Origin of the sequence: Bacillus sp. L381 (genome assembly GCF_030284525.1) — a bacterium.
Taxonomy (GTDB): Bacteria; Bacillota; Bacilli; order Bacillales; family Bacillaceae; genus Bacillus; species Bacillus amyloliquefaciens.
This window is the reverse complement of record NZ_CP127224.1, coordinates 3,752,262-3,766,362: the sequence shown is the minus strand read 5'-3', so window position 1 is coordinate 3,766,362 and position 14,101 is coordinate 3,752,262. Positions and strand designations below refer to the sequence as shown.

Below are 14,101 nucleotides of genomic sequence, written 5' to 3'. Positions count from 1 at the left end.
CAAATGATTTGTCTTTTCAATTGATGCGTTTATAATAACCTTAAATCATGTCAAAAAATGATACTGTTTAGGAGGTCCCGATGAAAAAAGTTGAACGGATTAATATTATCATGCGGTATATCAACAACCGCGCCCACTTTACAATTTCTGAAATCATGCGGGAATTTCACATCTCTCGTTCGACAGCTATTAGAGATATCAGAGAAATTGAAGCCATGGGGATGCCGCTTGTTGCTGAAGTTGGAAGGAGCGGGGGTTATTTTGTCATGAACCACTCTGTCCTGCCCACTGTTCGCTTTACCGATAATGAGATTAAAGCTCTGTTTATTGCTTTTATGGCCACAAGAAATCAACAGCTCCCTTATCTAAAGAGCCGTCAATCTTTAGCTGAAAAATTACTGGGCCTTATCTCAGAAAGCCAGCAAGAGACCCTGGTCTTTTTAAATCAAATCTTGCTTTTTGAAGGGACAAACCCCCATAATCCCGACCTGCTTGAGCTTTCAGATCTCCCCCATCCCATGTTAGAAAAACTCATCCAGCTCCTTCTTTCGGATAGCTATTTATTGATTACCATCAAAGAAGAGAAGGTAATAAAGTCTTATCCAATCTGCCTCTTGCACCTTTATCATGAAAAAGGCCTTTGGCTGATTGAAGGCTTTGATGTAAAGGATGAGAAGAGGAGGATTTTTCCTGCGGACAATCTTACCAATGTCAAACCATACTCTGCGAAAAAAAGAATAAGCAAGAAAAAGATTTTAGAGAAACTAAGTAAGCAGGAAGAAGTAATCAACCTTGTCCTTGAACTTGGTCCAAAGGCGATTGCCCAATTCAAAAAATATCATCCTTTAAAAATGTCAATTTCCTATACGAATCCTTATCAATCCACAGCCATTCTAGAGACTTATATCAATGTTAGTAATCCCGAAGAATTGACCGAAATAACAAATTGGCTGCTTTTCCTGGGTAAGGATATCAAGGTCAGGGAAGTACCGAAAGAAGTCTTAGAAGGTTTACAAGAGAGATTAAGCTTATTCTGTCCATAAGCAGTGCCGGTTAAACCCCGGTATTTTTCGAAAAGGATTCCGTAATAGAGGTTGATTTGTGTGGAAATATTGTAAGTAAGACCATTGACAAACCACTAGACTCCTATTAAAATAAAAAGTTAGCTGATAGGTATTTTCTATCAGAAACTCAATACGTAGCAGGCTATGATTGCTGTGGGTCGCACTACAGCAGGAGCGGCTTCTGGAGAGACCGCGGATTTTCCGCGGCGCCGAAGGGTTCACAATCTCAGGCAAAAGGACAGAAGAGTACCGAATATGTATTTGTCATGCTGTTGATTGTCAGTGGCGCAAATATAATTTGATATTCTTATGACCATGAGATTGGAGGGCATCCAATCTCTTTTTTTATTGGCTTTATTTTCTCGTCGTTCATAAAAAAGTAAGGAGGAGTCAGATGTGGAACAGCGAGAGCTAAAGAGGGACTTATCGAATCGGCATGTGCAGCTTATCGCCATTGGCGGCACGATCGGCACCGGATTGTTTTTAGGGTCCGGTAAGGCGATTCAGCTGGCGGGTCCTTCTATCATCTTTGCGTATTTTATTGTAGGTATTGCGCTTTTTTTCGTTATGCGGGCGCTGGGAGAACTGCTGTTATCTAAAGCGGGGTACCAATCATTAACGGATATTGCCGAGGCGTATTTAGGGCCGCGGGCAGCATTTGTCACCGGCTGGACCTATTGGTTTTGCTGGATTATGACGGCTATGGCGGATGTGATCGCCGTCGGTGTGTATGTGAAATATTGGTTTGATATTCCGCAGTGGATTCCTGCACTGATCTGTTTGCTCATTTTATTGGGGCTTAATCTGTTAACGGTCAAGATTTTTGGAGAATTGGAGTTTTGGTTCGCTTTAATTAAGGTGATCACGATCCTCGCGTTAATCGTCATCGGGGTGATTCTGCTTGTGATTGGGTTCAAAACGCATACTGGAACGGTTTCAGCAGCGAATCTGTGGGCTCACGGCGGCTTGTTTCCAAATGGATTTTCAGGCTTTTTGCTTTCGTTCCAGATGGTAATCTTCGCCTATGTCGGTGTGGAATTAGTCGGTGTGTCGGCAGCGGAAACTTCAAATCCGAAAAAAAACATTCCGTCTGCGATCAATAAAATTCCTTTGCGGATTTTATTTTTCTACGTCGGGGCATTGATTATCCTCTTATGTATTAATCCTTGGACGCAGCTGAATGCGGCGGAAAGTCCTTTTGTGAAGACCTTCAGCTTAGTCGGCATTCCGCTGGCCGCGGGAATCATTAATTTCGTCGTATTAACGTCAGCCGCTTCTGCTTGTAACAGCGGAATGTTTTCAACAAGCCGGATTTTGTATAACTTAAGCAAAACGAAACAGGCGCCGGCAAGTTTCGAGAAGCTGAATAAAAATCATGTGCCGAGCCGCGCGTTATGGGTGTCGGTCATTGTCCTGTCAGCAGGGGCACTTTTAAGCAAATTGATTCCGGAAGAAGCGTTTGGCATCGTGACAACCATCAGCGCGATTTGTTTCATTTGGGTGTGGGGTGTGATTCTTGTCTGTCATATCAGATATAGGAAAACCCGGCCGGACTTACACGCGGCATCAACATTCAAAGCGCCGTTCGCGCCGTTTATCAATTACGTTGTTCTGGCGATGTTTGCGGTCATTCTGGTTATTATGCTGTTTGCGGATGCGACTCGCCCGGCTTTGCTGCTGACGCCGCTGTGGTTTATTGGATTATTTATTTTATATTGGATGAGAAAAAACAGGACAACAAGAACATGATGAGTCAAATCAAATCTCTTGAAAAGACGGTGTACTGGATGCAGTATGCCGTCTTTATTTTTAATTAACCGTTTCCTTTTATAGGCATATGTTTAATGTAGAGATGAGAACGAGAGGAATGGAGTCATGGAAAACAATTCGTACATGAATGGACAATCGCCATATCCCGCTTATGCTGAGCCCTATCTATTAAGACAATACGAGACACAGCCGGGCAGAAGAGGACACTATGAAATGATATTTCATTGGAACCATTTAGATTGGGATTTTCCGAATGATGAGATGAAAAAAGAATTTTACAAAAAGGAATATTGGAAAAAGTGTATGCCGGCCGGCATTAAAATGGATCGACAGGGGCATTATTATGTGTCGGTTCCCCGCTGGGCTCACGGTGTTCCGGCTACCTTGAACAAGATTGTGATAAAAGACGGGAAGCCGTTATTAGAGGCCTTTCCAAGCTGGGAGTGGAATCGGGCTGGAAACCCGGCTGTTCTTCAGTCCGTCTTGGGGTATGAGATTGATGAATACAATCGGATGTGGATTCTTGACCAAGGGAAAATTGCCTATGAAACGTCACCGGAGGGCTCACAGAAGCTTGTGATCATTGATTTAGACCGCAATCAGCTGATCGATTCAATTCAGATTCCGAATGAGATTGCCAATTACCGTACGTCTTTCTTAAATGATGTTGTCGTTGACAATAAAAATGGGTTTGCCTATATCACGGATTCGGGTAATGGCTGGCCGGACCATCCTCTTGATGGGGGAATCATTGTGTTTAATATAAGAACAAGGACTTTCCGGCGCGTGCTTGACCGGCACTTCAGCACACAGGACTTTCCGGGATTTCATTTTGAGATTGATACCCGGCCGGTGTTTACAAACAAGCCGATAAAGATTGGGGCGGATGGAATCGCACTGTCCGGAGAACGGACGGTTCTTTACTATTGTCAGGTCACGGGACGGAATTTATATGCGATTGATACATCTCTCCTGCAGGATTTTCAGACGCCTCTGGAAGTGATTTCGAGGTCCGTTCGGGCGGTGGGAAGCAAGGGCACGACGACTGATGGTATGCATGCTGATCATCAGGGAAATGTTTTTTACACCATGCTTGAGGGGAAAGGCATCGGCATTTACCAGCCTGAAGATAACAGCTTTCATCAGTTCGTCTCGGATGACAGAATGCTTTGGGTCGACGGGGTGGCTTTCGATCAAAAAGGGGCGATCATTTTTAACAGCAATCGGCTGCATCAAATGTTTGATGAGTCACGGCAGGATATTAACTGGTCCTATCCGTACAATTTGATCGTATGGAAAGCGTTTGTCGGTCATGATGTGAAGTCCTATTTATATGGACTGTAACATAAAAAAGCGCCATACTGCGGTTTCAGCAGCATAGCGCCTTTGGGAACTAGTTCCGGATCAAATAATCAAATGCGCCTAAAGCGGCGGTTGCACCTGATCCCATTGAGATAATGATTTGGTTGTACGGGCCGTCTGTGCAGTCCCCTGCGGCGAATAGGCCGGGAACGCTTGTCGCGCCGCTCTTGTCGACGATGATTTCGCCGATGCGGTTGCGTTCGACAGTTTCGTCTAACCATTCTGTGTTTGGCACGAGACCGATTTGGACGAATACACCTTGGAGTTCAACGTGTTTTTCTTCGCCTGTTTCACGGTCAATATATGTGATGCCGTTTACGTTTTGGTCGCCTGTGATTTCTTTTGTTTGTGCATTTTTGTGTACAGTCACGTTTGGCAGGCTGTAGAGACGTTTTTGCAGAACTTCGTCTGCTTTCAGTTCAGGCGCGAACTCCAGCACAGTCACGTGATTGACGATACCTGCAAGGTCAATCGCCGCTTCGATTCCGGAGTTTCCGCCACCGATAACCGCTACGTCTTTGCCTTCAAACAATGGTCCGTCACAGTGCGGGCAGTAAGCGACACCTTTGTTTTTGAACTCTTGCTCACCAGGTACGTTGACATTGCGCCAGCGGGCACCTGTTGACAGGATCACTGTTTTACTTTTCAGGACAGCGCCGTTTTCGAGTTCAAGTTCGAAGAGGTCTTTTTTCTCAAGGCGTTTCGCACGCTGCAGATTCATGACGTCAATATCATAATCTTTCACATGCTCTTCAAGGCTTGCAGCAAGCTTCGGTCCTTCAGTCGCTTTGACGCTGATGAAGTTTTCGATGCTCATGGTGTCGAGTACCTGACCGCCGAAGCGTTCAGCGACGACACCTGTGCGGATGCCTTTACGTGCTGTGTAGATGGCCGCGCTTGCGCCGGCCGGTCCGCCGCCGACAACAAGAACGTCAAACGGCTCTTTGTCAGCAAACTCAGATGCATCTGCGCCGCTGCCCAATTTCGCGAGAATCTCTTCAAGGGTCATACGGCCGCTGCCGAAAGATTCACCGTTTAAGAAAACAGTCGGAACAGCCATGATATTTTTGCTTTCAACTTCTTCTTTGAATGCCGCGCCGTCAATCATTGTATGTGTGATATTCGGGTTAAGCACGCTCATCATGTTTAATGCTTGGACGACATCAGGGCAGTTGTGGCACGTCAGGCTGATATAAGACTCAAAACGGTATTCTCCGCTGATGTTCTTAATCTGGTCAATGACCTTTTGATCAGCCTTAGGCGCTCTGCCGCTGACTTGAAGCAATGCGAGCACTAATGAAGTAAATTCGTGGCCGAGAGGAACACCGGCGAATGTAACGCCTGTGTCTTCTCCTGCACGATTAACGCTGAAGCTTGGTGTTCTGTATAATTCAGCTTGTTCAACCGAAATTTTAGATGACATGGAAGCCAGCTCGTCAACGAGAGCCAGCATGTCCTTAGACGTGTCATCGTCACCCGCGCTTACTTTGAGAACGATGTCGTTCTCAATTAGCTGCATATATTGATTTAATTGTGCTTTGATATTTGCATCAAGTACCAATTGAATGCACTCCTTAGATTTTACCTACCAGATCAAGGCTAGGTGTAAGTGTTTCGCCGCCTTCTTCCCATTTAGCCGGGCAGACTTCACCTGGGTTTTGACGAACGTATTGAGCTGCTTTTACTTTATTTACAAGGTTGCTTGCGTCACGGCCGATACCGCCTGCATTGATTTCAACTGTTTGGATGACGCCATCCGGATCGATGATGAATGTTCCGCGGTCAGCAAGTCCGCTTTCTTCGTCAAGAACGTCGAAGTTGCGAGAAATCGTTTGAGATGGGTCACCAATCATTGCGTAAGTGATTTTGCCGATTTTTTCAGAGCTGTCATGCCAGCCTTTGTGTACGAAGTGAGTATCTGTAGAAACAGAGTATACTTCAACGCCTAATTCTTTCAGTGCAGCGTATTGTTCTTGAAGATCTTCAAGTTCAGTCGGGCATACGAAAGAGAAATCTGCTGGGTAGAAGCAGAAAACGCTCCATTGACCTTTCAAATCTTCGTTTGTTACATCGATGAATTCACCGTTTTTGAAAGCTTTTGCTTCGAATGGCAGTACTTCTTTTCCGATTAAAGACATAATATCTTCCTCCTGAAATGTGATTTGAAATATATTAAAAAGACAAAGCATTCACTTTATCTTTCAATAATAATTCTAATTATATATAGATTATTAAATAACATTTATTTTTTGTCAAGCTATATGGGGTATTATTTTCTTCTTTTTTTGCTTTAGACGTTAAAAAACCCTAGGTATAAGCGGTTGGGCGCTGTTTTGCATGTTTAGCGCCGGACGAAAGGGGGATTCTCAATTGGTTGAAACAAAATAGTGGGAGTAAACCCCTCTATATGGCAGTATAAACCAAAGGGGGTATGGTCATGCAAATAAATAACATAACTTTGTACAGTTGTGCTTTGGAGGAGACGAAACACTTCTATGAACGGGTGTTAGGTTTCTCTTTAATTGAGGCGTCCGGTGATTCATTTACAATCAAAGCCGGAGAAAGTGAATTGGAATTCAGGCGCACCGATTCTCAATCTCATCCGAATTATCATTTCGCGTTTAACATTCCGAACAATCGTTTTGATGAGGCGAAGGCGTGGATAAAGGATAAAGTCGTTTTTCAAACGGAAGATGGAGAGGATGAGGTGTATTTCTCTCATATTAAGGCGCGTTCCTTTTATTTTAAAGATCCGTCCGGCAATCTGGCGGAATTCATCGCGAGAGAAACGTCGCCGGCAAGCGCGGAACGCTTTTCAATTGAGTCCGTGCTGAATATCGGCGAGGTGAACCTGACGGCTGCTGAAGTCGTTTCAACCGGGAGAAAGCTGCAGCGTTTCGGTATTCCGGTGAGAGACCATTCGCCTCTTAGGGAAGACGGGTTTCATTTTATGGGGGATTATAATGATGGGGCGTTTTTGCTTTTAGGGCCGAACGGACGCCGCTGGATATTTTCTGATCAGCATGCGGAGTTCCATCCGCTGTCTGTCATTGTGAACGGTACGATCCGCATTGAGGCTGACGGAAAAGGCGGCATTGACATCAGGCAGGCTCAGCCGTCATAAAAAAGCCCGGGCTCAAAAGGCCCGGGCTTAAGGACATTATTTATAGACAACGCGCGTGCTGCATATGATGTCGTGCAGCGTTTTTTTCTCTCCGAAGGCGCCCATGATGAAACCGATATAAAGAATGAGCTTAGAGATGATAGAAGCGAAAGCGCGTCCGAAGGCCTGGCCCATGGAAATCCGTCCGCCATCTTCATCGATGACCTTAAGGCCGAGCAATGCTTTTCCCAGTGTCCCCTGCATCTTTGAGGCAGTGAGCAGGCTGAAATATAAGATGCTGATCACAATAGAGATCAGAAGAATCGGGATGACGCCGAATATCAGAAACGAAATGGTAAACTGATTTTCGGTCATCAAGGGGTCAGCCGCAGCAGCGCCTGCCGCAAATAAAAAAGTGATTATAAATTGAATGATAAAAATCGGAATTCCTATGATGATCTGATCAATGACATAAGCCAGAAACCGAATCCAAAATCCTGCCGGTCTTTCCATGTATCTTTTTCTCTCCCTTGTCGTAATCTGGCATATTATACGTAAATATGCCGGATTTTGCAACGGAGCTCAAGCTTCGGCGAGCGGCCTCTTTCCCCATGCCAAGCGCCCCATGATCAGCCCGAAAGCCAGAAGGGCGAACATGATGCCGCACCACATCAGCTGATGAATCCCCAGATGAGAAATAAACCAGCCGCCCGCCGCCGTTCCGATGGTGATGCCGAGGTTGGAAAAGGAGACAAACAGACTGTTGCCGAATTCAGGTGCCTCCTTTGCTTCTGCTGTCAGCCATGTCTGGCTGACAATGAGCCCGCCGGAATGGACGGCGCCCCATACGAAGACGAGCACGGCCATCGGAGCGAAAGACGTCCCAAACCCGTATATGAGCAAGTAGGCGGCCGTATAAAGAAGCGGAAACACGATGACGGTCTTTTTCATATTTTTGTATAACAAAGCGCCGAAGACGAAATTCCCGGCTATCATAATCACCCCGAACGTCATCAGCATAAAGCTGACCCATGTGCCGTTCATATGGGACACCCGCCCGAGGTATTCCGCGAAATAGCTGTAGACAGAAAACATGGCCGCAAACAGACAGATGACGGCAGTGATATTGAGCCACAAAGCCGGTTTGCGAAGGATGCCGAGCTGGCTTCTGAAAGACATTTTTTCTGTGACCGGCATGGATGGCAAAAAGAGAAGAATGCCCGTAAAAGCGATGATACTGACGATAGCGCCGAATAGGAAGGCCGATTCCAGGGAGAGACGCTCCGCCAGATAAGAAGTGAAAGGCACGCCGAACGCAAACCCGGCGGTGATGCCTGAAAAAACTTTCGTTACGGCTTTTCCGGATTGGCCGGCGGGGACAAGGCGGGCCGCAGCAGCAAGCGCTACAGAAAAGAACACCGGGTGGCATAAAGCGGGAATGATCCGAAACGCAAGCATGACACTGAAATGCGCCGTATACGCATAGACAGCGTTTGAAACGGCAAACATCAGCACCGCCAAAAGCAGAATGTATTTCCGGTTTATGCCTGAAGCAAGCAAGGTCAAAAACGGCCCCGACACAGCGACGATGAACGCGAAAATACTGACGAGCCATCCCGCCTTTGAAGCGGTGATGTGAAATCTGTCGGCCACTTGCGGAAGAACACCGATAATGCCCATTTCGGTCGTGATAATGCCGAAAACCCCTAATGCCAAAAATAGAATGAAGATGGAACTGCTTATTTTCATTGTTATGTAAGCCTCCTTTTTTGTAACTACATATACAGAAAAATAGATATGTTAAAGCGGAAAAAGCCCTCCTTTCATCGTTATAGCTGGTGCTGAACATAGTCAGCAAAGGCTTTAATTTGTTTTTCATTCCTTCTGTAATAAGTCCATTTTCCGATTCGTTCAGATTCCAGCAGGCCGGCTTTTTGCATCGTCAGCAGGTAGCTGGAGATGACGGACTGCGCAAGCCCTGACTTTGCCTGAATATCACCGACGCAAATTCCGGTGCGGAAACTGAGGCCCTGCTCAAGATAAGGCTTTTCATCAAAATGGTCCTCCGGGTGTTTGAGCCATGTCATAATGTCACTTCGTGTTTTGTTAGATAACGCTTTATGAATCAATATCGGTTCCATAACGTTTATTATATCTATTTTTCTGGATTTGTAAATTCGTTTTTAACAAAACATTCTCAAATTAAGTAAAAATCGTGCTAACATATAACATATTATTAAAATAACGGTAAAAAAGCCGGGTTATTGTCAGGAGGATATTCACATGAATCAAAAGAAAAAAGGTGCGGTTGCGGTGACACTGCTTTCCGCTCTGATGTTTTGTTTATTGCCGGTCGTCGGCTCGCTTTCTCCGTTTGCAGAAACGGGGCCGAACGCGAATCGCTTTAACTCCTTGGGGATGTGGGCCGCCGTCGGTCAGATCCTTTTTATATATGCGGTCCCGCTCATTATGTATATTCTCGGTGTTCGTGTCATGAAAATCATCATGGCCGTTTTTTGCGGAATCGGGCTTATCATTTGTGCGGCTGTCATTTTGGTGACGCTATTGGTCATAACTTCTTCGGAACAGGAGCTGTCTCTTTATTACGGTCTTCTCGTTTGGTCAGGAACGGCTTTTATCGTCAATGTGATGTGGTACATTATCGCGTTTCGCTCGTCTCCAAAGCATCAGCAGGCTATGTGACATTTGTTCTATAAATTTACCGAAAATACAAATATTTCATAGGGTGATTATGGTATGATCATGGCGTATAGCAGTTTTTGATAGAAACGGGAGGAACTGACATTGAAAAAAAGGACAGCTTCATTTCGAATGAAAACATTGGCGGCCGGCGCTGCGGTTGCTGCGGCTTTATCTGTGGGAGCGGTTTCTGATCTGCCGGCGGGAAAATGGCTGCATCCGGCCGCTGCTCAAGCTGCGGAAACGGTATTTAAACAAAATCACGCCGCATCCGGTTTCTTGACGGGACGGTATGACGCGCAGGCCATGTCTCCGACGATGTTCAACTGGTCAAGGGAAAGCCGGTTTACAAGCAATGCCGACGGCGCATTAAAATGGGAAAAAAATGTACCGGCCAATCCTCAAAACGGTGCGGGAGCCGCGGTTGACGGGGACGGTACCGTGTTTATTCAATCAAAAGACGGGAAGCTGACGGCGTATCATCCGGACGGTACTGTGAAATGGGTGACGGAAAACCTCGGGACAACCTATACGCTGACCCCGGTGCTCGGAACAAACGGTGTCATTTATCTTCCGTCTCATGACAAAAAACTGTATTTCATCGACAAAGAAACCGGAAACATTTTAACATCAGTTCCGCTGAGCGGAGCGCCGAGTTCCGATGCGGCTATCGGTTCTGACGGCACGCTGTATGTGTCGACGCTGGATAACTATATCTATGCGATTAAACCGACGTCTCCTTCGACATGGACGGAAAAGTGGAAATTTAAAACAAACGGCGTGGTCGGCTCCGCTCCCGTGTTAGCGTCAAACGGCACTTTGTATACGGCAACGTACAATAATATCTTTTACGCGATCAATTCAGGAACGGGCCAAGTGAAATGGTCAAAAACAACATCCAACGGGTTTAAAGGATATCCGGTTATTGATAAAGACGGCACCGTTTACGCCGGAAACCAAGACGGCAACCTATATGCCTATACGTCAACGGGTGCTGTAAAATGGACGTTCCCGTTGAACGGTTTCTCCAGCTCTTCATTAGCGATTGACCATAACGGCAATGTGTATATCGGTTCTGGAAGCGGCGAGCTGTTTTCCATCAGCAAAACCGGAAACATGAACTGGTCTTTCTATACGGACGGGCCTGTGAGAACGGCGCCGCTGATTGATGCCAACGGCAATGTGTACTTCGGCTCTGACGATAAAAACGTCTATGCGGTTGACGCTGACGGTAATGAAAAATGGCGCTATCAAACGGACAGCAATGTCATTTCCTCCCCGGTTCTGGCTGAAGACGGCACACTCTACGCCGGCACTTATACGAAACTGCTCGCATTCGGAGCAAAAAAATAATAAAAAAGAATCCGCGTCATCTGAGCGGATTCTTTTTTTTATTTAGAGGCTTGAATAAATACGCCTTTTTCATGAGAGAATTCTTTAAAGCCGTATACACCGTGATATGAACCGATCCCGCTCGTATTGACGCCGCCGAACGGAAGGTTGACGTCAGTGAAATGAACGACGACATCATTGATAGAAGCGTTGCCGGATGTCGTATGCTGCAGCACATAATCGATTAGCTCCTGATTATGGCTGAATACATATAGGGCAAGCGGCTTGTCCCGGTCAGTGATGTAATCAACGGCTTCACTGATATCTTCGTAATTCATAATCGGCAGAATCGGTGCGAAAATTTCCTCCTGCATGATCTTCATATCAGGAGTGACGTTTGTCAGCACGGTCGGGGAAATCGTGCGGTCATGAGCATCAAATACGCCGCCGAACGCCGTTTTCGCCCCTTTTTCAATGGCATCATCATACAGGGCTTTGACACGGTTAAAGTTGCGGTCATTGACAATCTGCGTGAATTTATTGCGGTCAACCGTATGATCATCCTCCATAAAACCTGCATTGACAATGGTTTGCAGGAGATCTGTAAAAGTATCCTGTACATCTTCCTTCATAAGGAGATAGTCAGGAGCGATACATGTCTGTCCCGCATTGACAAATTTGCCGACGGCGATTTTTTTCGCCGCGTCCATCAAATCATATTCGCTGTCAATGATCGTCGGGCTTTTTCCGCCAAGCTCAAGCGTGACGGACGACAAGTGCTTCGCCGCTGCCGTCATGACGATTTTACCGACATTCGTGCTTCCGGTGAAGAAAATGTGGTCAAACGGCTGGTCGAGCAGTTCTGTCGCTACATCGACCTCACCTTCAAAAATGGCGACTTCTTCTTCGTGAAATGCCTCGCGAATGACTGTCGCGGCGATATGGCTCGTCTCCATCGTAAAATCGGACAGCTTCACAATCGCGCTGTTGCCGGCCGCAATGGCAGCGGCAAGCGGAGCCATCGTCAGCATAAATGGATAATTCCATGGGCCGAGAATGAGGGTGACGCCTTTTGGCTCGTACATTAATACGCCGTCTGCGTCCGGGCTGACGGATGAGCCGACGCGTTTCGGCGCCATCCAGGTGTCGAGATTGTTCATATTATCTTTTATCGCCTTGATCGTTCCCTGCGTTTCCGCTCTTTTCACCTCGTGATAAGGCTTGCGGACGTCCCGTCTGATCGCCTCGATGATTTCTTCTTCATGAGCGGTGACGGCATCTAAAAAGCGCTGAAGCTTTTCTCTGCGCTGCTCGGCTGTTGAAGCACGCAGCGTTTTCTGATTTTTTTTCTGAAGCTCAAAGACGCGTTTGATGTCTGCTTTTATATGCTGATCCATCGGTCTTCCTCCTCTGGTTGCTTTTTTATTTCTTCAGGGCCTATTATAATGTGATATGTTTTTGCGGCAAAGACAGCATAAACACATCTATACGTTACCGTACAAATTGCGGTGATCTGTCTAATGAAAGGAGTGTCTCTTATGCCGGATTCTGTGACAACTGATATCAAACAAGCGCTTCTGGCTATGCTTGGAGAGCGGGATATCCGCCGTGTGACCATGAAGGACATCGCCGAGCGGGCGCACGTGAGCCGGGGGACATTGTACCTTTATTACGAAGATAAATATGCAATTTTAGAAGATATGGCGGAAGAAATGAAAGACGGCCTGAGCGAAGCGCTTTATCATTCGCTGAAGCATAAAGATGTGCTTCATTTAAATGGCGGATGGCAAAAAGTGCATCCGACCCTGTCTTTTGTTGACCGGCATCGGGCGTTTTTCCAAACGATGATGGATCGTCATAAAATGCCGTATTTTCACTTTCATGCTTTTTTTAAAGATGTGTTCCGGCATGATGTGCTTCTGTCTCCGGTCAATGCGGATTTCTCACCGACTGAACAGGATATGTACATTCATTACCGCGCTTTATACACGTATGCTATTGTTCTGTACTGGCTGAATGAGGATCAGGCGGCATCCCCGGAAGCGATCAGCGGGCAGGTGTGGGATTTGATTTCTCAAAAACGGTTTTACTGGCTGTTTGGCCGCCGGGTGTCAGAACAGGAAGAAAAAAAGCCCGCCGACCGCCGGGTGATCCGAACGAGACAGGCCTTGCAAGAAGCTATGATCAGCTTAATGGCGGAAAAAAAAGATTACGCGGCGATTACGATTTCCGATATTGCCCGGAAAAGCAATCTCCGCCGGGCCACTTTTTATGACCATTACGCCAACAAAGAAGGATTGCTGAAAACGATCATCCATCAATCATGCCGGGATTTGATCGGATTATTGACGGTGAAAGGAGAGCCTGCTGATTGCTCTATGGAAGAAGCGGAAGCCGCGCTCGTCCGTCTCTTTTCCGCACTGTCGGAAGGCATGCCGCTCGTCCATTTTCTGAGAGAGGGTTCCGGAGTGCCTGACGTCATCCCGGAGATCTTCAGAGCACTGCAATCGTTTTATCTTCATCAGCCTCTGCATATTCAGGCGGGCAAAAAGCTATACGCATACTATGTCGCATCCATGCTCGTCGGCCTGATTCAATACCGTCTTCATGAAGGAAAAGACCACGCGCCGGACGTGCTGGCCCGGGAATTTCTGCAGTTTTTGGATGTGAAGAAGTACCGTGTGATTTTGCTGTGAATAGGATGAAAAAAGAACTCCCGAAACAGGCTGGAGTTCTTTTTTGCTGTTTTCTTCGATATAAAAATTCGTCT

13 protein-coding genes and 1 riboswitch are annotated in these 14,101 nt (G+C 46.3%); of the genes, 7 read left to right on the top strand and 6 right to left on the bottom strand.

What is annotated here, in order from left to right; all coding sequences use genetic code 11:
* Positions 1 to 80: 80 nt before the first annotated feature.
* From QRX25_RS19275 to QRX25_RS19265, 3 genes are all read left to right on the top strand, one after another.
* Positions 81 to 1,043 (top strand): helix-turn-helix transcriptional regulator, encoded by a 963-nt coding sequence (locus QRX25_RS19275; RefSeq protein WP_212099910.1) that lies wholly within the window; start codon positions 81 to 83, stop codon positions 1,041 to 1,043.
* A 192-nt stretch (positions 1,044 to 1,235) separates the two neighbouring features.
* A riboswitch (glycine riboswitch) is annotated at positions 1,236 to 1,316 on the top strand.
* A 144-nt stretch (positions 1,317 to 1,460) separates the two neighbouring features.
* Positions 1,461 to 2,813, top strand: a complete 1,353-nt coding sequence (locus tag QRX25_RS19270; RefSeq protein ID WP_065982758.1) for an amino acid permease — start codon at positions 1,461 to 1,463, stop codon at positions 2,811 to 2,813.
* A gap of 126 nt (positions 2,814 to 2,939) precedes the next feature.
* The gene (locus QRX25_RS19265; protein ID WP_065982757.1) at positions 2,940 to 4,178 is read left to right on the top strand and encodes an L-dopachrome tautomerase-related protein; all 1,239 of its coding nucleotides are present in this window, start codon (positions 2,940 to 2,942) and stop codon (positions 4,176 to 4,178) included.
* Positions 4,179 to 4,227: 49 nt separating this feature from the next.
* Here the strand turns inward: QRX25_RS19265 and ahpF are convergent, their stop codons facing one another.
* Entirely contained in the window at positions 4,228 to 5,757 is a 1,530-nt protein-coding gene (gene ahpF, locus QRX25_RS19260; RefSeq protein WP_014471271.1) for an alkyl hydroperoxide reductase subunit F, read from the bottom strand.
* A 13-nt stretch (positions 5,758 to 5,770) separates the two neighbouring features.
* Positions 5,771 to 6,334: an alkyl hydroperoxide reductase subunit C gene (ahpC, locus tag QRX25_RS19255; protein WP_014471270.1), complete on the bottom strand. Its 564-nt coding sequence runs from the start codon at positions 6,332 to 6,334 to the stop codon at positions 5,771 to 5,773.
* Positions 6,335 to 6,633: 299 nt separating this feature from the next.
* Between ahpC and QRX25_RS19250 the strand changes: the two genes are divergently transcribed.
* A complete protein-coding gene (locus QRX25_RS19250) occupies positions 6,634 to 7,320 on the top strand; it encodes a toxoflavin lyase-like VOC family protein (protein WP_212099907.1) in 687 nt (228 codons plus the stop codon).
* A gap of 36 nt (positions 7,321 to 7,356) precedes the next feature.
* Here QRX25_RS19250 and QRX25_RS19245 read toward each other — a convergent pair whose 3' ends face one another.
* The 3 genes from QRX25_RS19245 to QRX25_RS19235 form a co-directional block, all read right to left on the bottom strand.
* Positions 7,357 to 7,812 (bottom strand): RDD family protein, encoded by a 456-nt coding sequence (locus QRX25_RS19245; protein WP_212099905.1) that lies wholly within the window; start codon positions 7,810 to 7,812, stop codon positions 7,357 to 7,359.
* Positions 7,813 to 7,881: 69 nt separating this feature from the next.
* Complete coding sequence (locus QRX25_RS19240; protein ID WP_212099903.1) at positions 7,882 to 9,048, bottom strand: MFS transporter; 1,167 nt, start codon at positions 9,046 to 9,048, stop codon at positions 7,882 to 7,884.
* Between the two features lie 80 nt (positions 9,049 to 9,128).
* Positions 9,129 to 9,440, bottom strand: coding sequence for an ArsR/SmtB family transcription factor (locus QRX25_RS19235; RefSeq protein ID WP_014471266.1), 312 nt, complete (start codon positions 9,438 to 9,440; stop codon positions 9,129 to 9,131).
* A 142-nt stretch (positions 9,441 to 9,582) separates the two neighbouring features.
* On the opposite strand from QRX25_RS19235, the gene QRX25_RS19230 reads away from it, so the two are divergent.
* On the top strand, positions 9,583 to 10,002 hold the full coding sequence (locus QRX25_RS19230) for a DUF5391 family protein (protein ID WP_065982751.1): 420 nt from the start codon (positions 9,583 to 9,585) through the stop codon (positions 10,000 to 10,002).
* A 129-nt stretch (positions 10,003 to 10,131) separates the two neighbouring features.
* A complete protein-coding gene (locus QRX25_RS19225; RefSeq protein ID WP_115997079.1) occupies positions 10,132 to 11,352 on the top strand; it encodes an outer membrane protein assembly factor BamB family protein in 1,221 nt (406 codons plus the stop codon).
* A 38-nt stretch (positions 11,353 to 11,390) separates the two neighbouring features.
* Here the strand turns inward: QRX25_RS19225 and QRX25_RS19220 are convergent, their stop codons facing one another.
* Positions 11,391 to 12,728: an aldehyde dehydrogenase family protein gene (locus QRX25_RS19220; RefSeq protein ID WP_088613740.1), complete on the bottom strand. Its 1,338-nt coding sequence runs from the start codon at positions 12,726 to 12,728 to the stop codon at positions 11,391 to 11,393.
* Between the two features lie 141 nt (positions 12,729 to 12,869).
* On the opposite strand from QRX25_RS19220, the gene QRX25_RS19215 reads away from it, so the two are divergent.
* A complete protein-coding gene (locus QRX25_RS19215) occupies positions 12,870 to 14,027 on the top strand; it encodes a TetR/AcrR family transcriptional regulator (RefSeq protein ID WP_115996398.1) in 1,158 nt (385 codons plus the stop codon).
* The last annotated feature ends 74 nt before the right edge of the window (positions 14,028 to 14,101 follow it).